This window comes from Kribbella shirazensis, assembly GCF_011761605.1.
Taxonomy (GTDB): Bacteria; Actinomycetota; Actinomycetes; order Propionibacteriales; family Kribbellaceae; genus Kribbella; species Kribbella shirazensis.
Genome location: NZ_JAASRO010000001.1, coordinates 2,627,660 through 2,649,317 on the forward strand (window position 1 = coordinate 2,627,660; position 21,658 = coordinate 2,649,317).

Annotated in this window: 18 protein-coding genes; 12 read left to right on the plus strand and 6 right to left on the minus strand. The window is 68.5% G+C overall.

The features are described 5' to 3' along the window. Positions 1-141: 141 nt before the first annotated feature. On the minus strand, positions 142-714 hold the full coding sequence (locus BJY22_RS12925) for a TetR/AcrR family transcriptional regulator (RefSeq protein WP_167206508.1): 573 nt from the start codon (positions 712-714) through the stop codon (positions 142-144). 85 nt (positions 715-799) lie between these two features. Here BJY22_RS12925 and BJY22_RS12930 point away from each other — a divergent pair, with 85 nt between their 5' ends. From BJY22_RS12930 to katG, 3 genes are read left to right on the plus strand one after another with little or no spacing between them, the layout of a single operon-like run. Continuing rightward, a complete protein-coding gene (locus BJY22_RS12930; protein WP_167206510.1) occupies positions 800-1,684 on the plus strand; it encodes an SDR family oxidoreductase in 885 nt (294 codons plus the stop codon). Between the two features lie 54 nt (positions 1,685-1,738). Then, positions 1,739-2,164, plus strand: coding sequence for a transcriptional repressor (locus BJY22_RS12935; RefSeq protein ID WP_167206512.1), 426 nt, complete (start codon positions 1,739-1,741; stop codon positions 2,162-2,164). 37 nt (positions 2,165-2,201) lie between these two features. After that, positions 2,202-4,415: a catalase/peroxidase HPI gene (katG, locus tag BJY22_RS12940; RefSeq protein ID WP_167206514.1), complete on the plus strand. Its 2,214-nt coding sequence runs from the start codon at positions 2,202-2,204 to the stop codon at positions 4,413-4,415. Positions 4,416-4,485: 70 nt separating this feature from the next. Here katG and BJY22_RS12945 read toward each other — a convergent pair whose 3' ends face one another. The 5 genes from BJY22_RS12945 to BJY22_RS12965 form a co-directional block, all read right to left on the minus strand. Then, entirely contained in the window at positions 4,486-5,124 is a 639-nt protein-coding gene (locus BJY22_RS12945; protein WP_167206516.1) for a hypothetical protein, read from the minus strand. Continuing rightward, a complete protein-coding gene (locus BJY22_RS12950) occupies positions 5,121-5,597 on the minus strand; it encodes a hypothetical protein (protein WP_167206518.1) in 477 nt (158 codons plus the stop codon). The genes BJY22_RS12945 and BJY22_RS12950 overlap by 4 nt, the downstream gene beginning before the upstream one ends. A gap of 70 nt (positions 5,598-5,667) precedes the next feature. Continuing rightward, entirely contained in the window at positions 5,668-6,474 is an 807-nt protein-coding gene (locus BJY22_RS12955) for a hypothetical protein (RefSeq protein WP_167206520.1), read from the minus strand. Positions 6,475-6,671: 197 nt separating this feature from the next. Continuing rightward, a complete protein-coding gene (locus tag BJY22_RS12960; protein WP_167206522.1) occupies positions 6,672-7,247 on the minus strand; it encodes a hypothetical protein in 576 nt (191 codons plus the stop codon). Positions 7,248-7,753: 506 nt separating this feature from the next. Next, positions 7,754-8,893, minus strand: coding sequence for a mandelate racemase/muconate lactonizing enzyme family protein (locus BJY22_RS12965; protein ID WP_167206524.1), 1,140 nt, complete (start codon positions 8,891-8,893; stop codon positions 7,754-7,756). A gap of 157 nt (positions 8,894-9,050) precedes the next feature. Here BJY22_RS12965 and BJY22_RS12970 point away from each other — a divergent pair, with 157 nt between their 5' ends. The 9 genes from BJY22_RS12970 to BJY22_RS13010 all read left to right on the plus strand — a co-directional run bounded on the left by BJY22_RS12970 (position 9,051) and on the right by BJY22_RS13010 (position 21,655). Beyond that, positions 9,051-10,028, plus strand: a complete 978-nt coding sequence (locus BJY22_RS12970) for a LacI family DNA-binding transcriptional regulator (RefSeq protein WP_167206526.1) — start codon at positions 9,051-9,053, stop codon at positions 10,026-10,028. Positions 10,029-10,140: 112 nt separating this feature from the next. Next, positions 10,141-11,526, plus strand: coding sequence for an ABC transporter substrate-binding protein (locus BJY22_RS12975; RefSeq protein WP_167206528.1), 1,386 nt, complete (start codon positions 10,141-10,143; stop codon positions 11,524-11,526). Further along, complete coding sequence (locus BJY22_RS12980; RefSeq protein ID WP_167206530.1) at positions 11,523-12,467, plus strand: ABC transporter permease subunit; 945 nt, start codon at positions 11,523-11,525, stop codon at positions 12,465-12,467. The genes BJY22_RS12975 and BJY22_RS12980 overlap by 4 nt, the downstream gene beginning before the upstream one ends. A gap of 8 nt (positions 12,468-12,475) precedes the next feature. Further along, the gene (locus BJY22_RS12985; RefSeq protein ID WP_167218177.1) at positions 12,476-13,345 is read left to right on the plus strand and encodes a carbohydrate ABC transporter permease; all 870 of its coding nucleotides are present in this window, start codon (positions 12,476-12,478) and stop codon (positions 13,343-13,345) included. Continuing rightward, positions 13,342-15,645 carry a hypothetical protein gene (locus BJY22_RS12990; RefSeq protein WP_167206532.1) on the plus strand — a complete coding sequence of 768 codons (2,304 nt, stop codon included), beginning with the start codon at positions 13,342-13,344 and terminating at the stop codon, positions 15,643-15,645. Before BJY22_RS12985 ends, BJY22_RS12990 begins: the two co-directional genes overlap by 4 nt. After that, positions 15,642-17,942 carry a hypothetical protein gene (locus BJY22_RS12995; RefSeq protein ID WP_167206535.1) on the plus strand — a complete coding sequence of 767 codons (2,301 nt, stop codon included), beginning with the start codon at positions 15,642-15,644 and terminating at the stop codon, positions 17,940-17,942. The genes BJY22_RS12990 and BJY22_RS12995 overlap by 4 nt, the downstream gene beginning before the upstream one ends. Continuing rightward, the gene (locus BJY22_RS13000) at positions 17,939-18,775 is read left to right on the plus strand and encodes an NAD-dependent epimerase/dehydratase family protein (RefSeq protein ID WP_167206537.1); all 837 of its coding nucleotides are present in this window, start codon (positions 17,939-17,941) and stop codon (positions 18,773-18,775) included. The genes BJY22_RS12995 and BJY22_RS13000 overlap by 4 nt, the downstream gene beginning before the upstream one ends. 105 nt (positions 18,776-18,880) lie before the next feature. Then, positions 18,881-20,320 carry a GuaB1 family IMP dehydrogenase-related protein gene (locus BJY22_RS13005; protein ID WP_167206539.1) on the plus strand — a complete coding sequence of 480 codons (1,440 nt, stop codon included), beginning with the start codon at positions 18,881-18,883 and terminating at the stop codon, positions 20,318-20,320. 354 nt (positions 20,321-20,674) lie between these two features. Continuing rightward, positions 20,675-21,655 (plus strand): helix-turn-helix transcriptional regulator, encoded by a 981-nt coding sequence (locus tag BJY22_RS13010; protein ID WP_337758598.1) that lies wholly within the window; start codon positions 20,675-20,677, stop codon positions 21,653-21,655. Positions 21,656-21,658: the final 3 nt, after the last annotated feature.

Here is a 21,658-nt window from a genome sequence, read left to right on the forward strand (position 1 = left end):
TTCGCTTCGCTCGGCTCCTGTGGTCGGGTTGGGCAGTTGGCTCGGCTGCTGGGGTTGGGTTGGGCGGTTCGCTCACCCGCTTGGGTCGGGTTGGGCGGTTGGCTCACCCGTTTGGGGTGGGTTGGCGGTTCGGTGGTCTTGTCAGAGTGATGTTGTTGCTGTGTGGAGGGCCTTTAGGGCTTTGAGGACGTGGGGGGCCAGGCCTGCCTCGTCGTGGTCCAGGGTTATCCATTGGGCGTAGCCCTGTTTGAAGGCCAGGACGCCTAGTTCTGCGGCCAGGTGGGCTACTGGGGTGGGGACGCCTCGGGCTTCTAGGGCCTCGGTCATCGCGTTGGCCAGGCCTACGCTTTTGAGGGTGTCGCGTTCTTGGAGTTCTGTGCTGGCGGCTATGGCTGCTTTGAGGCGGGGGCCCAGTTCTCGGTTCATGGGGCCCATGGCGTTCGAGGCTTGCTCTAGGCCGGCGGCTACTGCTTCGAGGGGGGTGGCGTCTGGTGGGGCTTCGGTGATGCCTTCTACCAGGAGGCGGCACAGGGTTTCCTGGCCGGCTACCAGGAGTTCGCGTTTGTCGGGGAAGTAGCGGAAGAACGTGCTCTTCGTGACGCCGGCGCGGTCGGCGATCTGGGCGACCGTGGTGTTGTCGTAGCCCTGGTCGGCGAAGAGGTCCACCGCGGCCATGACCAGTCGGTCGCGTGCTCCGGGTTGCCAGCGTGCCATGGGGTCATCCTAGGCGATGGGACCATTGTCTCATCAGAGTGCTACGGTGATAGGACAAAGGTCCCATCACTTGAGGGAGCATCTCATGCAGGTCTTCATTACTGGCGGCAGTGGGTTGATCGGGTCGGCGGTTGTTCGCGAGCTGCTCGACAACGGGCATTCTGTGCTGGCGCTGGCTCGTTCCGACGCGTCCGAGGCGGCGCTTCGGGGTGCGGGTGCTGCGACCGTTCGCGGCGGTCTGGCTGATCTCGACGTACTGCGGACTGGTGCGGCCAAGGCTGACGGTGTCGTTCATCTTGCCTTCAGCAACGACTTCAGCAGTCCGGAGGCGCTCGCGGCTGGGGTTGCCGAGGAGGGGGCTGCGCTCGCGGCACTGGGGGAGGAGTTGGTGGGGAGCGATCGTCCGCTCGTCACCGTGTCGGGTACGCCATGGATTCCGGGGCGTGCCTCCACCGAGGCTGATCCGGTGCCGACCGATGGGCCGGTCGGGGGTCGTGGCCGGTCTGTCATGGCGGCGCTCGCGCTGGCCGAACGCGGTGTGCGAAGCGCCGCAGTACGAATGCCTCGCACTGTCCACAACCAGGGCGACGGCGGATTCGCCGGCTTGCTTACCCAGATCGCTCGCCAGACCGGCGTCTCCGGCTATCCCGGTGACGGCACGCAGCGTTGGCCCGCCGTACACGCGTTGGATGCGGCCGTGCTCTTCCGTCTGGTGCTGGAGAATGCGCCCGCCGGGACTGCCTGGCATGCGGTGGACGATGAGGGGGACGCCGTACGGGACATCGCGACGGTCATCGGCCGGCGGCTCGGCGTACCGGTCCAGCAGGTCCCGGAGGAGACGTTCGGTCCGATCGGCGCGATCTTCGCAGCCGACCAGCCGTCGTCCAGCGCGCACACCCGGCAGGCACTCGGCTGGCAGCCCCGGCACCCGAGCCTCCTGGAGGACCTGGAGAGCATCCAGCCGGGATAGGAAACGCGGCAGCTAATCTTGACTCATTCCAGAAAAGACGGAAGACTGCGGCATGTGCCGACGGTCGATGAGCTCCAGGGGTTGCTGCGTGGGGCTTCGTTGCGGGTGACCCGGCCGCGGGTGGCGGTGCTTGCCGCGGTGTACGGGCATCCGCACGCCGCCACCGACTCGATTATCGGTGCCGTGCGCAACGAACTGCCCCAGACCTCGCACCAGGCTGTGTACGACTCGCTGCAGGTCCTGACGGCGGCGGGCCTGGTACGGCGGATTCAGCCGCTGGGCTCGGTGGCGCGGTACGAATCGCGTGTGGGCGACAACCATCACCACGTCGTCTGCCGGTCGTGCGGTGCCATCGCCGACGTCGACTGTGCGGTCGGGCACGCGCCCTGCCTGACCGCGTCCGACGACCACGGTTTCGTCATCGACGAGGCCGAGGTCATCTATTGGGGGCTGTGCGCCGACTGCTCACGCCGTACCTGATCTTCGTATGACAACGTCCAGTCCTGGAAGGAATCCGATGTCCGAGAACCATGAGCCCCTGCCCGGCGAGGCCACCGCGGAGAGCCGCGGCGCCGAGACCGGCGGCTGCCCGGTCAACCACGGTCAGGGCGTGCACCCGACACGCGGGAACGCCAACCGTGACTGGTGGCCCGAGCAACTGAACCTGAAGATCCTGGCCAAGAACCAGCCGGTGTCGAACCCGCTCGGCGAGGAGTTCGACTACGCGGCGGAGTTCCAGACCCTGGACCTGAACGCGGTGAAGGCGGACATCGCCGAGGTGCTGACCACGTCGCAGGACTGGTGGCCGGCCGACTTCGGGAACTACGGCCCGCTGATGATCCGGATGGCCTGGCACAGCGCCGGCACTTACCGGATCCACGACGGCCGCGGCGGCGCGGGCGCCGGTCAGCAGCGGTTCGCCCCGCTGAACAGCTGGCCGGACAACGGCAACCTCGACAAGGCCCGGCGGCTGCTGTGGCCGGTCAAGAAGAAGTACGGCCAGAAGATCTCCTGGGCCGACCTGCTGATCCTCACCGGCAACGTCGCGCTGGAGACGATGGGCTTCAAGACCTTCGGGTTCGCCGGCGGCCGCGAGGACGTCTGGGAGCCGGAGACCGATGTGTACTGGGGTCCGGAGACCACCTGGCTCGGCGACGAGCGGTACTCCGGTGACCGCGACCTCGAGCGTCCGCTCGGCGCGGTCCAGATGGGCCTGATCTACGTGAACCCGGAAGGCCCGAACGGCAACCCGGACCCGGTCGCCGCGGCGCGCGACATCCGCGAGACGTTCGGCCGGATGGCGATGAACGACGAGGAGACCGTCGCGCTGATCGCCGGCGGGCACACGTTCGGCAAGACCCACGGCGCCGGCCCGGCGGAGAACGTCGGCGCGGAGCCCGAGGGTGCGCCGATCGAGCAGCAGGGCCTGGGCTGGAAGAGCACCTACCAGTCCGGCAAGGGCAAGGACGCGATCACCAGCGGTCTCGAGGTCACCTGGACCACGAAGCCGACCCAGTGGTCGAACGACTTCTTCGAGATCCTGTTCGGCTACGAGTGGGAGCTCAGCAAGAGCCCGGCCGGCGCGAACCAGTGGGTCGCGAAGAACGCCGAGGCGATCGTCCCGGACGCGCACGGCGGCCCGAACAAGCTGCCGACGATGCTGACCACGGACCTGTCGCTGCGGTTCGACCCGATCTACGAGCCGATCTCGCGGCGGTTCAAGGACAACCCGGAGGAGTTCGCGGACGCGTTCGCGCGCGCCTGGTACAAGCTGACCCACCGCGACATGGGCCCGGTCGCGCGGTACCTCGGCCCCGAGGTCCCGAACGAGGTGCTGATCTGGCAGGACCCGCTGCCGGCCGTCGACCACGAGCTGATCACCGAGGCCGACGTCACCGCGCTGAAGGCCGCGATCGCCGCGTCCGGCCTGTCGGTGTCCCAGCTGGTCTCGACCGCGTGGGCGTCCGCGTCGACGTTCCGCGGCAGTGACAAGCGTGGCGGCGCCAACGGTGCGCGCATCCGCCTGCAGCCGCAGAGCGGCTGGGAGGTCAACAACCCCGACCAGCTCGCGCAGGTACTGCGGACTCTCGAGGGCATCCAGCAGTCGTTCGGGAAGCCGGTCTCCCTCGCGGACCTGATCGTTCTCGCCGGCGGTGTCGGTGTGGAGATCGCCGCGAAGAGCGCCGGGTACGACGTCGTCGTACCGTTCACGCCCGGCCGGGTGGACGCGACCGCGGAGCAGACGGACGCGGACTCGTTCGCCGCGCTCGAGCCGGTCGCGGACGGGTTCCGCAACTACTACGGCAAGGGCAACCGCCTCCCGGCCGAGTACCTGCTGCTCGACCGCGCGAACCTGCTCACGCTGAGCGCGCCGGAGCTGACCGTCCTGGTCGGCGGGCTGCGCGTCCTCGGCGCGAACTACGACGGTTCGAAGTACGGCGTACTGACCGAGAACCCGGGCACGCTCACGAACGACTTCTTCGTGAACCTGCTCGACCTCGGCACCGAGTGGCACGCGACCGACGAGAGCCAGGAGACGTTCGAGGCCACCGTCAACGGCGAGACCAAGTGGACCGGCACCCGCGCCGACCTGGTCTTCGGCTCGAACTCCGAACTCCGCGCCGTCGCGGAGGTCTACGCCAGCGACGACGCGAAGCAGAAGTTCGTCACCGACTTCGTCGCCGCCTGGCACAAGGTCATGGAACTCGACCGCTTCGACCTCCACCGCTGACCCACCGCTGACCCACCGCAACACCCGAACCGGCTCTCCGCACCTGGGGAGCCGGTTCGCGTGTCTCGGCCTATCTGCTGCGCTCGGGCCAGCCAGTTGGGCTCGGTCGCCCACGAGGGCTGAGTTGGGCCTCTCTAGGCCGTTCGCCGGAAGGGGGACGGGCCGGGGCTCCGACTACGAGCGGCCGCGAGGTTTTCAATGGTTGCTGACCTTGCCACGCATGCGCGATCGCGCGCTTCGCGTCCAGTTCGGCCTGCCGGCTCGTCTCGTGACCATTCGACCACTTGTCGTACCTGTTCAGGCCAGGCTGGCGGTCGGACGGATGACGGCGCAACCGCGCGCAGACCTGAGCGTAGATGTTGTTGGCCCCTTGACGCGGCTTGATGGCGAGGAGCTCGCGGCGCGGAAGTCCGCCGGGCTGAGCCGGCCCGATCTCGCGGAAGACCAGTCGGTAATCCGCTGCGCGTCGCGGATCCGAGCGGATGTACACCGTCACACAGTCGCGGAGATCGCCCTTCCCCGGCGCATAGCTGAGGGCGTGATGACCGTCGGACCTGCCGCTCGCGAGGTCCAGCATCGATCGCAGGACCTCGCGCCGGACGCCGGCCTCGGGCGCTGATGGGTTCCTGCGCGCCGCGGCATCGATCCGGCGATAATCGAGGTCGAACTGAGGTCCTGCTATCAACTGGTATCCGATGGTGGCGGTCATCGGTCCTCGCGGCGAAGCTCCTCGAGCAGTTCTTGCGTTTCCGGACCCATCTGTGCGGCCCAGCTGTCCAGGTCGAGTGGACGACTGTCCGGCAGAGGCCGCGTGTCATAGGTGCGGATCGTGGGGTCGTCGATCACGCCGGCCGGCGGGTGGTCGTCGCCGCGGAGATCGCGGTACTGCGCCGTCGACATCACGACGGCTTCTGGCCGGCCGCCTTCGCCCCACAGCACCGGAGGCCCTTCTCCGGCCACAACGGTCGCGAGCTGCTCGGCAAGGTCCTTCGGCTCGAGGACCTCGTCGGGGATCGGGAACTTCTCCAGCCCATCGAGATCTTCGAACTCGTCGTACGTGAGCATGACGGCCTCGGGTACGCCGTTACCGAAGCTGAACGCGCGCGTCCGTCCTTCCCGGAACCGTACGAGCACAGTCGGCAGGTCAGACCGCACCTCGGCTACGGATGGCCACTGGGACATGCTCGAACCTTCTCTTCCTCGGTCAACTTCGGCGCTACTTCACAAACTACGTCCACCACGTCCGCACGGATCAGCTACTGCATCTGCGCGCCGGTGCCGATGGCGGCATCGAGCCGCCGTCCGGGTCGACCAGGACGGGGCGGAGGTCGGTGATCTGGAGCTGGACCGAGCGGCTGAAGTCGAGAGGGATGTCGCCCTGCATGCCGCCGCCGGTCCAGTGAACGGTCCAGTACGTCGTCGCAGTGACGGTGTAGCTGCCGGACTTCTCGCAGTGGGAAGCCTTGCTGTACTTGAAGCCGCAGGTCGGTGACGAGGGCATGTCCTTGAGGGACTTGCCCGCTGCCATTCCGACAGTGAACGGCGTACCGGCGCCCTTGCAGGTCACGGACTTGCCGGCGCCCATCGACCACTCGATCCGGTCGACGGTCCCAGTCGCGGTAATCGAGACTCCACCGATTGCCGCGGTCTTCTTCTGCGGACCGGTTGTCGTCGGCCCGGGGTCGGTGACCCACATCCAGATCGGCACGTTCACGATTCCGACGTGGTCCCCACTCTGCACATACGGCGAAAGCCCGAGCTGCGGCGCCACAAAACTCATCGTCTCGACGACCTGCCGCGCAGCAACCCGAGGATCAATCGTCCGCGTCTCACCCGGCTCGCGGATCACGTCCTGCGCCCGCTCGATCCCGTACGGTTTGCCATCGATCACGCCGAGAATCACCCAGCAGTTGTAGAACTTCGTGCCCGGCGGGTAACTGTCGGGGTCACTCGAAATGCCGATCCCGAACGGCGCATCGGTCGGGGTCAGATAGCACCCAGAGGCCGCATCGAAGAACCCATCAGCCGTGCGGCACGGCACCACCTGCCCTTCGAACACACAGGAAGTCTTACCCGGCTTCTTCACCCCAGGTTTGGTCGTCACAGATGCGGTCGGCGGACTCCCGTCATCACCCGCGCGTAGCAGACACTTGCCTGTCTGTGGATCCCAATCGCACTCAGGCGCAGGCGTTGTAGGAGGCGTGTGGGGAGCCAGCGGAACGGCGGCGAGAAGGCTGAAAGCCACGACCAACGATGTCAGCACGAGGCCCCCTGGTTCTTGCCCTTGGTGACCTTCCAGACGCCGCCGATGAGCTCCAGGTCGCGGTTGTCGAGCCAGCGAGTGGGTGTCCCGGGCGCTCGGACGTTCTTGCCGCTCGCATCGACTGCTCGGGACTTGGAAGTGTCGTAGCAGGCCTGGACGGAGGCGGTCGTGATGCGAGCGCCGGTGGGACCGGTCTTCACCGCCTTGGCCCAGAGAACCTCCACGCCTCCGATCGTCTTGATCTTCTCAACTCGGTACGTCTCGGCCTGATTCTGCGATTTGGCGAGCTCCACCCCGGACGCGACCTTCGGCAGGTCCTGTACGGCGATGCCGCCGCTTGCCGTCATCGCGTTGATCACTGCGATGTAACGACGGTAGGCAGCAACGGCTGCGTCGCCGGCGGCCTTGGACTCATCGACTGGAGTGTTGGCGGTGCTGGCAGCGCTGGATGGTGGAGAAACCGGGGCTGTGTTGGGTTGGCCGACTTCCGGGGAGCCTTCGCAGGCGGTCAGTGCCAGGAGGGCACAGAGGGCTGCGGTGGTGGTTCCGAAGGCCGGTCGGCGCGGCATGGAGGCTCCGTTCTCTGATGCTGGTGAGTCAAGCGTCGCATACGGAGGGTGTTCGCCGATCCGGATATCCACAGCTCTGCAGCTTCCTGCAACGGAGCAGCTCTGCGCACTGCTTGGCGGAAGGAGATCGGCATGAGGTGCCTCCCGAGGGCTTACAACGTGTTGCGGTTCGTGGAGGCGGCGATCGATGCCCGTGTCGCACGCATGAACCACGTACTCCCCGCGGCGATGACCTCCGGGTACGAAGCGCTGCTCCCGCAGATGCAGGCAGACGAGAAGGACAAGCACGTTCTCGCCGCCCCAGTTGACTGCAGAGTGAGCGTGCTGGTCACCGAGAGAACATCAAGGACTTCTGGCCTTCGTCGACCGGCCGCGATGCGATCAAGGTCGAGCGAACCTCGGAGTTCCTGAACCGCCTGATCACCCGGTCTCCCGACCGGGTGATCGCTCCTGTTCAATCAACGCCTTTCAGGCCTGGACGGAGGCGCCGGCGACCGCAGCGTGGTTTACCAGTTGGTGTAGGAGCCGTCGGGGCGGTGGAGGGTGGGGAGGGGGCGGGGTGGGATTGATTGGGTGCGGGCTCGGTCGCGGTCGATGTCTATGCCCAGGCCGGGGGTGTTGGAGGGGAGGACGCGGCCGGGGACGACGGTCGGGCGGGAGGTGAAGTAGGACGCCAGGTCGGGGTCCGGGTCGGACTGGTGTTCCTGGATTGCGGCGACCGGGGCAGTGAGGTTGAGGTGGAGGGACGCGGCGGCGGTGACGGGGCCGAGGGGGTTGTGGGTGGCCAGTTTGACGTGGTGGGTTTCGCAGGCGGCGGTGATCTTGCGGGCCTCGGTGAGGCCGGCGGCGATGGCGATGTCGACGCGGGCGTAGTCGATCAGTTCGTTCTCGATCAGCGGGGCGAACTCCCACTTGGACGCGAACTGTTCACCGGCCGCCAGCGGTACGCCGGTCCGCGCGCGGAGCATGCGGTAGCTGTCCGGGTGTTCGGCGCGCAGCGGGTCCTCGACGAAGTACGGCCGGGCCGATTCGATCTCGCGGCACAACGTGACGGCTTCGGGCGGGTCGAGGCGGGTGTGGACGTCGAGGATGAGCTCGATCTCGTCGCCGACCGCGTCCCGGACCTCGTGGAACAGCTTGATGCCCTGCCGCAGGGTACGGCGTTCGTCCAGGACGTCCCCGTCCGGCGGTACCGAGAACCGTAGGTGCTGCCAACCGTCAGCGACCAGCGTGCGGCAGCGCTCGAGGAACCGCGGCCGGTCGGCCATCCCGTCGCCCACGTGCACGTAGCACGGCACGTACTCCCGGACCGGTCCACCGAGCAGTTGGTGCACCGGTACGCCGTACGCCTTGCCGCGGATGTCCCACAACGCGACGTCGAGCGCGGCGATCGCGGATCCGACGACCCGGTCGGCCGGGTAGAAACCGGAACGGAACATCAGTTGCCACAGGTGCTCCGTCCGCAGTGGATCCTCGCCGAGCACGAGTGCGCCCAGGTGGTCGAGGGCGCCGGCCACGGCGCGCTGCCGGGACCGCAGGCCGACCTCGCCGATGCCGTGGATGCCCTCGTCGGTGTCGACCACGACCAGCATCATCGCGTCGCCCCGGTCGGGGAGGGTGAGCACTTCCCAGCCCGTGATCTTCATCTGACTCCTGCTCTGTTTCAGGAACGTTGTCATAGGACGGTAACCCACGGGTTCAGCGCAACGCCAGACCAGTTGTGATCTGTCCGAAACGAGTTGTTGACACAACCAGGAACGATTGCAAGCATGTTTCAACGCTGGTCGAGAGAAGGAGAACCGGATGGCCGCCACGGTCAGGGAAGTCGCGCAGCTGGCGGGTGTCTCGCCATCGACGGTGTCCCGGGTCTTCACCGCCCCGGACCAGGTGCAGGAGGCCACCCGGAAGCGGGTGACCGACGCCGCGCAGCAGCTCGGGTACCGGCCCGACCCGGCGGCCCGGACGCTGCGCAGCGGCCGGACCGAGTCGCTCGGGCTGGTGGTCCCGGACATCGCGAACCCGTTCTTCCCGCCGATCGTCAAGGCGATGCAGGCCCGGGCCCGCAACCACGGGTACACGCTGCTGGTCGCGGACTGCGACGAGCGCGAGGCCGACGAGCTGGAGACGATCGACGCGATCGTCAAGAAGGTCGACGGACTGATGCTCTGGGCATCGACCCTGTCGGACGGCCGGTTGCGTGAGCTGGCGGCGGAGATCCCGCTCGTCCTGGTCAACCGGCACGTGGAGGGCATCCCGGAACTGCGGATCTCGCTGACCCCCGGGATCAGCCAGGCCGCGGAGCACCTGCGGGCGCTCGGTCACACGAGCTGTGTGTTCGTCAACTGCTCGCGGCCGGAACACCTGCGGGGCAAGTCGATAAGAGAAACCTTCGACGCCCAGGGGCTCTCGGTCGTCGAGCTCGGTCCGTACGACCCGCGCTTCGAGACCGGGCTGCACGCCGCAACGCTGGCAGTCGCGAACGGCGCCACCGCGATCCTCGCGCACAACGACCTGGTCGCGATCGGCGTCCTGCACCAGCTCGCCCGCTCCGGGGTGGACGTGCCCGGACAGATCAGCGTGATCGGCGTCGACGACACGTTGCTCGCGGCCATGTCGATCCCCGCCCTCACCACGATCCGGATCTCGCCGCAGGCGGTGGCCACCCAGGCCGCCGACCTGATCGTCGAGACGATCAACGGCTCCGCCCCGGGCCGGCCGGCCGAGGTCGGCTCGCGGCTCATCCCGCGCGCCTCCACCGGCCCCGCGCCGCACCGCGCCTGACCCCACCCGCGCAACCCCAGCGCGATCCCAGCGCAACCACAGCGGAACCACAGCACTACCCCACGCAGTACGGCGGGCCGCCCCGCCGTACCGATCCTTCCTGGAGACATTCATGGCTACACCGTTGCGTGTTCGTGCTGCCCTGGTGGCGGCCGCGACCGGCCTCGTCCTCACCGGATGCGCGGGAGTCACCCCCGCCAAGAACGAAACCAGCAGCGGCGGCGACGTCGTACTGCGGGTGCAGGGCATGCCGGCGCCGACGGACACCGCCGCGCTGGCCCAGTTCAAGCGGCTGGTGCAGGACTTCCAGGCGAAGAACCCGGGCATCACGATCGAGGGGACCGAGAACCGCTGGGACCCGCTGACGTTCTCGGCCAAGCTCGCCGGCAAGACGATCGAGGACGTCATCCAGGTACCGCTGACCGAGCCGCAAGGCCTGATCGCCCGCAAGCACGTCCAGCCGATCACCGAGCAGCTGAAGCAGTGGACGCATTACCAGGAGTTCAACCCGCAGGTCCTGCAGCCGCTGAGTGACAGCGCGGGCCAGGTGTACGGGATCCCGCAGGCGCCGTTCGCACAAGGCCTGGTCTACAACCGCAAGCTGTTCACGCAGGCCGGGCTGGACCCGGACAAGCCGCCGGCGACCTGGGACGAGGTCCGCGCGGCCGCGAAGCAGATCAGCGCGAAGACCGGCAAGGCGGGCTTCGTCCACGAGTCGAAGGGCAACACCGGCGGCTGGCAACTGACCATGCTCACGTACACGCACGGCGGCTCGATGGAGACCGAGCAGGGTGGCAAGTACGTTGCCGCCGTCAACGATCCGGCGACGAAGCGGTCGCTCGAACTGCTGCAGGCGATGCGCTGGACGGACAACTCGATGGGCCAGAACCAGCTGCTGGACCAGGACGACGTGGTCAAGCAGTTCGCCGCCGGTCAGCTCGGCATGTTCATGGGTACGCCGGGCACGTACCGGCTGGCGAAGACGAAGTTCGGGATGAAGAACACCGCCGACTACGGCGTCACGTCGCTGCCGCAGGCCGGTGGCAACGCGACCCTCGGCGGCGCGGAGGTCTACATGGTCCCGGCGTCGGTGCCGAAGGAGAAGGTCGACGCCGCGGTGAAGTGGCTGCTGTTCGCGCAGGCCGAGCCGCAGTACGAGCCGGCGATCGCCGCGGAGCGGGCGAAGGAGCTGGCCAAGGACCCGAAGGCCGCGGTCGGCGTACCGACGCTCCCGATGTTCAGCACCGCGCAGCAGGACAAGATCAACGCCGCGATCAAGCCGTACGTGAACGTCGAGCTGGACCACTTCAAGCCTTGGCTGGAGGGTACGCCGAAGCTCACGCTGAAGCCCGAGCCGCCGATCGCCGCGCAGAAGCTCTACACGATTCTCGACACCGTCGTGCAGTCCGTGCTGACCAAGCGCGACGCGGACGTCGACGCGCTGCTCACGAAGGCGCAGGCGGACGCGGACAAGATGCTCGCCGCGGAGCAGAAGTGACGACTCTCCTGGAGCGCCGCGCGGCCGCGGAGCCGGCCGCGACGGCGCCTCAGCCCAGGGCCTCCCGGCGCCGGGCCGGTCTGCGCCGGGAGCTGCTCGGCCTGCTGTTCCTGGCGCCTTCTCTGGTCGTCTTCGGCCTGTTCTCGTGGTGGCCGATCCTGCGCGGGCTGCTGATCTCGTTCCAGCAGACCAACCTGGTCGATCCCGCCGTCTGGGTAGGGCTGGAGAACTTCCGCACGGTGCTGTCCGATCCCTTGGTGGGCAAGGCGTTGCTGAACACCCTGCTGTTCGTCGGCCTCGGCCTGGTGATCGGCTTTCCCGCACCGATCGTGCTCGCCGCGGTGATGTCGACGGTACGACGCTTCGCCGGGGTGTACCGCGTCGTCGTTTACCTGCCGGTGGTCGTACCGCCGGTGGTCGCGATCCTGCTCTGGAAGTGGTTCTACGACCCGGGATCCGGTCTGTTCAACCAGTTGCTCGGCCTGGTCGGGCTCGGCCCGTACCCGTGGTTGCAGTCGCCGAACACCGCGATGCTGAGCCTGGTGCTCGAGGCGACCTGGGCCGGGATGGGCGGCGCCGCACTCATCTACCTCGCGGCGATGACCGGAGTACCGTCCGAGCTCTACGAGGCGGCCGAGAGCGACGGCGCCGGGATCTGGCGCCGGATCTGGCACGTGATGCTGCCGCAGCTCCGGCCAGTGATCGGCTTGCTCCTCCTGCTGCAGCTGATCGGCACGATCCAGGTGTTCACCGAGCCGTACATCTTCACCCAGGGCGGGCCGGACGACGCGACGCTGACGGTGCTGTTGCTGATCTTCCGCTACGCCTTCCAGGACGGGCAGTACGGGCAAGCCGCCGCGTTGTCGGTCTTGCTCGCGATCGTCCTCGCCGTGCTGTCCGCGGTCTACCTCCGCCTGACGAGAAGCTGGAGCACGAAGTGAGCGAGCCGATGACAACGTTCACGTCGAGCAACGACCTGCGCAGACCGGGTACGGCGTTCGCGCTCCGGGCGGTCCAGGTCCTGACACTGCTGTTCCTGCTGGCGATCGGGATCGGCCCGCTGTACTGGACCGTGAAGGGCGCGGTGTCACCGCCGTCGGAGATGGTCACGCATCCGCTCCGGCTCTGGCCGGCCGAGCCCGCCTGGGGCAACTTCGCCACGGCCTTCACCGAGCTGGGCGTCGGCCGCTACCTGGCGAACACCGTCCAGGTCGTGGTCGGCTCGTGGGCGGTGCAGTTGCTGGTGGCTATGACCGCCGGATTCGCCTTCGCGGTGATCCGGCCACGGATCGGGCGCTACCTGTACGGCGCGATCCTCGCCACGATGTTCGTCCCGTACACGGTCTCGCTGGTCAGTCTGTTCCTGACCGTGCTGGACGTCCCGTTCCTGCATGTGAACCTGCTGGACACCTACTGGGCGATCTGGTTGCCCGCCGGCGCGAACGCCTTCAACGTCCTGCTGGCGACGCGCTTCTTCGAGGCGCTCCCGCAGGAGCTGTACGACGCCGCGAAGGTCGACGGCGCGAGTACCTGGCAACTGCTCACCAGGATCGTCCTGCCGATGAGCCGGCCGGTCATCGCGGTGATCAGCCTGCTGGCGATCATGCACTCCTGGAAGGAGTTCATCTGGCCGTTGGTCGTGATCTCCGACCCGACGCTGCAACCGATCAGCGTGGCGCTCGCGAACCTGGTCGACTCCGCGCCGCTCGACGTCCTGATCGCCGCGATGGCGATGGCGCTCGCCCCGCCCGTGCTCGTGTTCCTCGTTCTGCAGCGGTACGTCGTCGCCGGCCTCGGCTTCACGGGGGTGAAGGGATGACTTCCATCAGCAGGCGTGCCGTCCTGGGCGGCACAGTGGCTGCGGCCGTCGCCGGGGCCACCACGAGCCCGGCCCACGCCGCCGACGTCCAGATCACCGATGCCGCGAACACGATCAGGCTGGTCGCGTCACCTGACACTGGTGAGGTCAGGGTGATCGACGGCGCCGGGGTGCAGCGATTCGCGCTCACGACGTTCGAGTACGCGTCCGGAACCGGCGACGACAAGGTCACCCTGCGCACCACCGGAATCACAAGTGTCGAGCAGTTGCCGGGCGCACAACAGTTCACGATCACGTACGCCGCCCCGGTCGGCCAGGTCGTCGGCGTCTTCACCGTCGGGCTGCGGAAAGCGCGGATCCGCTGGGACGTGACCAACGTGACCAACCTGCGGACGGACAGTTTCCGGGTCGCGCGCGTCGTCTCGGGGACGGCGACCGAGCACTACGACCCGGTGGTGCTGTTGAACCGGGACCGTGATCCGGACACCGGCGCGTTGCGCGGCGGCGTACCGTTCGAGACCACCAACGGTGTCTGCTACTCCTACACCTGGTCCGACAACCGTGCCGTCATCCGTTTTCCGCAGAGCACCCTTGCCTTCAGCAACAACGGCTACCTGCACGCGATCGGTGACGCAAGCGGTTTCCTCGAGAGCACGATCGTGCTCGGCTCGATGCGCCCGCACTCCGCCGGGGTGATCGCCCGCGACGGCGACCTCGGCATCGAACTGTGGACCGACCAGCCGTTCAACCTGTGGAACACCGCCGGTTCCCGGACCGTGAAGCTGGAGGTGGTCAACGCCGGTCTGACCACCCGCAGTGTCCGCGTGGACTGGGTCGCGCGCGACTGGAACGGCGGCACCACGACCGGTACGACGAGCGGCTCGGTCGGTGCCCGCGCCGTCTGGAACGCAAGCTTCTCGGTCACGCTCGGCGCCCGCGACATCCGCTTCGTCGAGGCCGTGCTGTACGACGGTACGACCGAGGCCGCCTTCGCCCGGACGACGCTCAGCACGCTGTCGGCGTACACCTACGGCGACGGCGAGCAGAGCATGTTCGGGATGGGGAACTTCGCGTATCTGCAAGAGCCGTCCAGCAGCGCCGTACTCGGGCTGCTGAAGCTGCTCGGCATGAAGTGGATCCGGACCGCGTACCGGGCGTACAACGGGTACGCCGCCTCGCCCGGCCCGACTGTGGACGCCTTGGACCAGAACGCGTTCCTGCACAACATGCAACTGGCCCGCGAGCTGCCCTGGGGCGGTGCGACCACAGCGGCCTGGGCCGACGACATGGTGGGCCGCGCGATGTACTCCGGTGCGCGCTACTACGAATGCGCCAACGAGCTGAACCTCACCGCATCCGACAAAACACCGGCCGAGTACGTCACCGGTGTCCTGGAACCGTTGCGCTCGGCAATGAACGCGAAGGGCGCCACGTTCAAGGTGATGACGTGCGGCCTGGCCGGCTACCCCGAGCAGTGGATCCAGGACTTCGGCGCCGCGGGCGGCTGGCAGCACGTCGACGTCCTGGCGTACCACCCGGGCCGCGGCAACTACACCGCCGACTACGAACCGCCCGAGCCGTGGACCAACGAGACCCGCTGGAACTTCCTCGGCACTCTCAAGAAGGCAATCGCCGCCAAGGGAACCAAGGAACTCTGGCTCACCGAGGCGTACGCCGGAACGCAGCCCAACCGCTGGTGGACCGACACCTACCGGCACGCACCCGAAAACGTGTTCCTCCAGCTCGCGCTCGCCAAGGCGTACGGCGTCAGATGCGTGACCTGGTACACGCTCAACGACTCGATCCAGCAGCAGCCGATGGAGGCCAACGCGGACAGCGTCGAGTACCACCACGGCCTGCTGCACCGCGACCTCGGCGCGAAGCCCTCGCTGCTGGCGTTCGCAACCGCCGCCCGCTGGCTCGACCAGTCCACCTTCCTCGGCTGGGCCGACCTCGGCGATCCGGACCTGTTCGGACTCGTCTTCAGTACACCGACCGGCAAGGTCAACGTGTTGTGGTCGCGCAAGGACGGCTACGTGCTGAACGACGACCCGGCCCGCCGCCTCGCCGCGAGCCCCGCCTACTACCGCACTCCCGAACCCTGGGAGGACCAGTGGCCGACGAAGACGAACGTCACCGTTCCGACGCCGGCCGCGACCACGTCCGTCCGTGAACTGAACTGCCTCGGGATGGACGTCGCCACTCATCAAGCGAGCAACGCACAGGTCACCGTCACCCTCGACGGCTCGCCGCGCATCTTCATCGGCCTGGCCCTGCCCCTGACCGGAGGAACCCCATGACAGAACTCTCGAAACCGACCCGCCGGACGTTCGTCGCCGGCTCCCTGGTCGCCGCCGGTGTGGCCGGCGGCCTGCTGCCGGCGGGCACGGCCCGGGCCGCGACGGCGTACACGCTGACCGCGGACGGCATCACGGTCACGGCGCTGACCGACGGCACGCTCGTCGTCGGTGACGGCACCGAGCGGATCCGGATCGCGCATTTCCAGGTCAAGGACACCGTGCTCGGCGGCCAGCGCACCTTCGGCGGTACGCCGTCGCTGGTCACCCTGCCCGACGGCCGGCAGGCGATCCGCGTGGAGTACAAGATGAGTGCCGCCGCCCAGACGATCACGGTGACCGGTACGTTCGACGTCACCGCCCGCCGGCTGCACATGCGCTGGGACGCGACGAGCTCCCACAAGATGTACCTGAACTCGCAGTTCAGCCGCACCACGATCAGCCCGGCCGCGGCGGAGTACGCGACGCCTGTCACCCGGTGGAACCGCGACCCCGGCGGCGGTGTGCCGTACGAGACCAACGACGGCATCGTCTACACCGACACCTGGGCCGACACCCACGCGTACTTCCGGCTGCAGTCCAGCCGGCCGGACTGGACGACGCGGGACTGGATGCACATCGTCGGGACGTACGACGCGCTCGGCGTCCTGCGGCACGAGGCGGACCTTGTCCTCGGCAACCTTCGCGAGGTTGCGGCCAACGCGGCGGCCGTCGGACGTCCGGTCGGCATCGACCTGTGGACCGACCAGCCGTTCAACCTCTGGTACGAGACCGGACAGCCGATGCCGGTCAACGTCCAGGTGGTGGCGGGCAGCGGCGTGACCGCGCCGGTGACGGTGAGCTGGTTCGCCCGCGACTTCGACGGTACGACGCTCACGAGCGGATCGACCGTACTGCCGCTGGCCCCGGGCCAGAGCGCCGACCACAAGGTCGTCGTACCGGCGCTGCGCCAGCAGGGGGTCGCGTTCGTCGAGGTCAAGGCGGTGACCGGTGGCGTGGAGGCGTTCGCGCGGACCACGCTCGCCGTGCTGCCGTCGTACCCGTATCGCGGCGGCGGGATGTTTGGTATCGCCAACTATCCGTGGTTGCTGAAGCCCAGCAAGGCCGACATCGCCACACTGCTGCAGAAGATCGGTGTCGCCTCGGTGCGGATCGCCTACAACGGCGCGCCCGGCATCCCGCCGGCCGAGCTGGAGGCGCTGGGCATCATGCCGAACATCCAGCACGGTGACGTGGTGTTCGACGCGACCCCCGAACAGGCCAAGGCGTGGGCCGCCGAACTGGTCGACGTCGTCGTGGACGCCCGCGCCCGGTACTTCGAGGTGGACAACGAACGCAACCAGCCGTGGATGTCCGGCCTGTACGCCGACAAGTACATCCGCGACGGCCTGCGGCCCGTGGTCGAGCGGCTCGCCGAAGTCGGCGCCGACGTCAAGGTGATGAACAACGGCCTCGGCGGGATGGACGTCAACTGGGTGGACAGCTTCCACGCGCACGGCGGGTGGGACCTGATCGACGTGTTCGCGTTCCACCCGGGCCGCGGCAACTTCACACCGGACTACGCGCCGACGCCCGACGAATGGGTCACCGGGTCCAACGGCTCGTACTGGAACTTCCTCGGCGGTGTCCGGGAGGCGAAGCGGCGGATCCGCGAGTACGGCGGCGACAAGGAGCTGTGGCTGACCGAGGCGTACGCCTGCACACGGCCGAACCAGTGGTGGAACGACACCTTGCGCCAAGCGGCCGAGAACGTCCTGCTGACGTTGGCGCTGGCGAAGGCCGAGGGCGTCGACGGCCTGAACTGGTACCAGCTGTACGACAGCACGATCCACCATCCGCAGGAGGCCGACCCGGCGAACCCGGAGTACCACCACGGTCTGCTGCACCGGGACCTGTCCGCGAAGCCTTCGCTGCTCGCGTTCGCGAACGCGACCCGGGTGCTCGAGGAGGCGGAGTTCGTTCGCTGGCTGGACTTCTCGAAGGTCGACCGGCACCTGCAGGGGTTGCTGTTCTCGACGCCGGACGGTCCGCTGTCGATCCTGTGGAGCCGCAAGGACGGGTACCTGCTCAACGCCGACCACGTGGAAGGGCAGGCGTACTACCCGCACCCGGAGGTGTGGGAGGACGACTGGCCGACGAAGACGAACGTCGTCGTGCGCGGTGGTGAGCTCGTGGAGATCGACTGCATCGGACGCCGCCGGACGCTGACCGGGTCGCGGATCAGGCTCACCCTCGACGGGGCCCCGAGGCTGTACCGCGGTCTGTCGGCGCAGCCCGAACTGCAGCTCCGGCTCGCGTGAATCGCGTCCTCGTCACCGGAGCCGCCGGCCGGATCGGTCGCGCGGTCGTGGACGCCTTGCAGGTACGACGTACCGCGGTGACCGCGCTCGTGCTACCTGGTACGGCGGAGGCGCTGCCGGCGGACCGGGTCGTCGAGGGCAGCGCGTGCGATGCGGGCGCGGTGCGGGCCGCGATGGCCGAGGTGGACGGAGTGATCCATCTCGCCGCGCGGCCGGCGCCGAACCACGGAACGCCGTCCGAGGTGTTCGGGCAGAACACGCTCGGGACGTTCACGGTGCTGGAGGAGGCGGGGCGGGCCGGGGTGCGGAACGCTGTCGTGGCGAGCAGCCTGGCCGCGAACGGGCTGCCGTTCGCGGCCAGGCCGCTCAGCCCGGCGTACGTGCCGCTGGACATGAGCGTGCCGACCCAGGCCGAGGACGCGTACGCGTTGTCGAAGCTCGCCGACGAGCAGACCGCCGCGATGATGACCCGCCGTCACGGGATGACCACGGTCGCGCTGCGGTACCCGTTCGTCGGCGGCTTCACCGATCGCCTCCGGGACCATGCCGAGAAGGTCGGCGCCGACCCCTCCGTCGGTGCCGCGGACCTCTGGTCGTATCTGGAGACCCGGGACGCCGCCCGCGCCGCCGTCCTCGCGCTCCAGGTCCAGGGCGGCCACCACGCCTTCCACGTGGCCGCGCCCCGGACCTTGGCGCCGTACCCCACCGTCGAACTGCTCCGCCGCTTCCACCCGACCACCGAAATCCGTGCGGCCCTCCCCGGCCGCACGACCCCGCTCGATCTCGTCCCGGCCCGGCAGTTGCTGGTCTTCACGGCCGAGTACGAGCTGTGATCGTCCACCGCCTCAGGACAGCCGGGCCCGCTTTCGGAATCCTTTCCTTCTGGGCGGGTCCGTGGCAGGCTGGCTGAGTTTGGACACGGGCGGAAGGGGTCTGGCATGCGGTTTCACCACGATCGGGAGCCGGCGGGAGATCTGACCTTCAGCGACGTGTTCCTGGTGCCCAACCGGTCGCGCGTGGCGTCGCGGCTGGACGTCGATCTGTCGACGGCGGACGGTTCCGGTACGTCGATCCCGGTGGTCGCGGCGAACATGACCGCGGTGTCCGGGCGGCGGATGGCGGAGACGATCGCCCGCTGCGGCGGGCTCGCCGTGATCCCGCAGGACATCCCGGTGGACGTCGTCGCCGAGGTGGTTGCCTGGGTCAAGGAACGCGACCCGATCCACGACACCGCGCTGACGCTGCCGCCCACGGGGACCGTCGGCGAGGCCCTGAACCTGCTGCCGAAGCGCAACCACGGGGCGGTGGTCGTGGTGGACGACGGCGCGCCGGTCGGCGTGGTGACCGAGGCGGACTGCTCCGGAGTCGACCGCTTCACCCAGCTCGAATCGGTGATGTCCCGCGAGCTCCTCACGCTGCCGGCGGGCATCGACCCGGAGGCGGCGTTCAACCAGTTGCACGACGGCCGCCACCGGCTCGCGCCGGTCGTCGACGCGGACGGCCGGATCGTCGGCATCCTGACCCGCCAGCGCGCCCTCCGCGCCACGCTCTACGACCCCGCCCTCGACGCCCGGGGCAAGCTCCGGATCGCGGCCGCGATCGGGATCAACCGCGACGCCGAGCAGAAGGCGAAAGCGCTCCTCGACGTCGGCATCGACGTCCTGGTCATCGACACCGCGCACGGTCACCAGGAGCGGATGCTCGAGGTCGTCGAGCGGGTCCGCGCGCTCGGTCCGCAGGTGCCGATCGTGGCCGGCAACGTGGTGACCGCCGAAGGCGTCACCGACCTGGTGAACGCCGGGGCGGACATCGTGAAGGTCGGCGTCGGTCCGGGCGCGATGTGTACGACGCGGATGCAGACCGCCGTCGGGCGCCCGCAGTTCTCCGCCGTGCTGGAGTGCGCGACCCGGGCCCGCGAGCTCGGCAAGCACGTCTGGGCCGACGGCGGCGTACGGCATCCCCGCGATGTCGCGCTCGCGCTCGCCGCCGGGGCCTCGAGCGTGATGATCGGCTCGTGGTTCGCCGGTACGTACGAATCGCCCGGCGACCCGCACCGCGACAGCCAGGGCCGGATCTACAAGGAGAGCTTCGGGATGGCGTCGGCGCGCGCCGTACGGTCCCGGACCGCGGAGGACTCGCCGTACCAGCGGGCCCGCAAGAGCATCTTCGAGGAGGGCATTTCGACCGCCCGAATGTACCTCGACTCCGAGCGCCCGAGCGTCGAGGACCTGCTGGACTCGATCGTCTCCGGCATCCGCAGCTCCTGCACGTACGTCGGCGCCGCGAACCTCGCCGAGTTCCACGAGCGGGCCGTGGTCGGCCTGCAGACCGCCGCCGGGTACGCCGAGGGCAAACCAGTCGACACCAGCTGGCTGTAATCGACTTCATCACCCCAGGGATGAGACCCGGGCCCCGGCAAGATCATGCGCAGGGCGATGGTCACGCTCGGCGATCGGTGGCACGGTGTAGTCAACAGGGGGAGGAAGGGCACCGGACCATCCGTCGGGGGGTCGCGGTTCCGCTGGGGGCAGCGGGACCGGCCGACGCGGGGGGCTCTCAGTTACCGGTGTCCTGCTCGCGATCGCGGGCGGTGGTGCGGCTTCGCCGAGGCTTGGGAGGGCGACTCGGGGAACCGTGCACCGTCCGCGAACGCCTGCGTTCCTCACGGCCCTTGCCCGCGCGCGGGTACGGCGGCATAGTCGGAAGGACCGATGCCGCAGGGAGCCGACGCTGTGGAGGCAGACAAGGCGCCGATGAGGGTGGATGCGGAGACCGCGATCATCCTCCGCGAGGCGTATCACAAGATCGAGGCACTGTTCCGGTCCGACCATTACGGCCTGTACGACTACGTCAGGGTGGTGGCTGGGAAGATCGCGCACGTCGACGCCTTCTACGTCGGGTTCCTGCAGGGCAGCAGCCGGGTCCGGTACCCGTACGGCTACGACGACGGGCAATACGTGAACCCGGACACCCACATCTTCGGGCCGGACGGGCCGACGGCCTGGCTCCTCAAGCACCGGCAGACGTACCGGTTCGCCTACGACAACGGCTTCGCGCTGCATGCCGGCGTACCGGTGGGAGACGCGGGACGACGGTCCGAGGACGCCGTCACGGTGCCGATCTTCCGGCCGTCCAAGGACGGACCCGATCAGCTGTTCGGGATGCTCTCGATGCAGAGCTACACCCCCAGGTCGTACGACGACAACGCGGTCCGGGCGTTCGAGTGGTTGTGCGAGGTGGTGGAGCGGGTGCTGACCCGTGAGGGCGAGGACCGTGAGGCGTTGCGCCGGCTGCCCGCGGGGGACATCGGCCCGAATCTGCTCACGTCCGACCACGTGATGGAGTACCTGACCCACCGGGTCGCCTCGATCCGGGAGATCGCGGCCGAGGCGCTGGACGAGCCCGACGTGAGTACCGCCGTCCACAGGCACCTGGAGCGGATCGTCGACGCCGCCGAGCACATCCAGTCCGAGCTGATCGAGATGCTGATGGAGACCGACGAAGGGCCGGAGCGCCGGTTCACCAGCCTCACGAAGGCGCAGCAGGGAGTTGCCCTGTTGCTCGCCGACGGTCTCGACAACGATCAGCTCGCCGCCGAGCTCGGCGTCAGCCTCAACACGGTCAAGACCCACCTGAGCGCGATCCTGCGCAAGTACGGCTTCCGGCACCGCGCCCAGGTGGCCGACGACGTCCGCAAGTACCTGGCCCGCTAGTCC

Coding starts and splice junctions, on each gene's coding strand:
- BJY22_RS12925 (WP_167206508.1), bottom strand. CDS start 714: ATGGCACGCTGGCAACCCGGAGCACGCGACCGACTGGTCATGGCCGCG.
- BJY22_RS12930 (WP_167206510.1), top strand. CDS start 800: ATGCAGGTCTTCATTACTGGCGGCAGTGGGTTGATCGGGTCGGCGGTT.
- katG (WP_167206514.1), top strand. CDS start 2,202: ATGTCCGAGAACCATGAGCCCCTGCCCGGCGAGGCCACCGCGGAGAGC.
- BJY22_RS12945 (WP_167206516.1), bottom strand. CDS start 5,124: ATGACCGCCACCATCGGATACCAGTTGATAGCAGGACCTCAGTTCGAC.
- BJY22_RS12950 (WP_167206518.1), bottom strand. CDS start 5,597: ATGTCCCAGTGGCCATCCGTAGCCGAGGTGCGGTCTGACCTGCCGACT.
- BJY22_RS12960 (WP_167206522.1), bottom strand. CDS start 7,247: ATGCCGCGCCGACCGGCCTTCGGAACCACCACCGCAGCCCTCTGTGCC.
- BJY22_RS12965 (WP_167206524.1), bottom strand. CDS start 8,893: ATGAAGATCACGGGCTGGGAAGTGCTCACCCTCCCCGACCGGGGCGAC.
- BJY22_RS12970 (WP_167206526.1), top strand. CDS start 9,051: ATGGCCGCCACGGTCAGGGAAGTCGCGCAGCTGGCGGGTGTCTCGCCA.
- BJY22_RS12975 (WP_167206528.1), top strand. CDS start 10,141: ATGGCTACACCGTTGCGTGTTCGTGCTGCCCTGGTGGCGGCCGCGACC.
- BJY22_RS12985 (WP_167218177.1), top strand. CDS start 12,476: ATGACAACGTTCACGTCGAGCAACGACCTGCGCAGACCGGGTACGGCG.
- BJY22_RS12990 (WP_167206532.1), top strand. CDS start 13,342: ATGACTTCCATCAGCAGGCGTGCCGTCCTGGGCGGCACAGTGGCTGCG.
- BJY22_RS12995 (WP_167206535.1), top strand. CDS start 15,642: ATGACAGAACTCTCGAAACCGACCCGCCGGACGTTCGTCGCCGGCTCC.
- BJY22_RS13005 (WP_167206539.1), top strand. CDS start 18,881: ATGCGGTTTCACCACGATCGGGAGCCGGCGGGAGATCTGACCTTCAGC.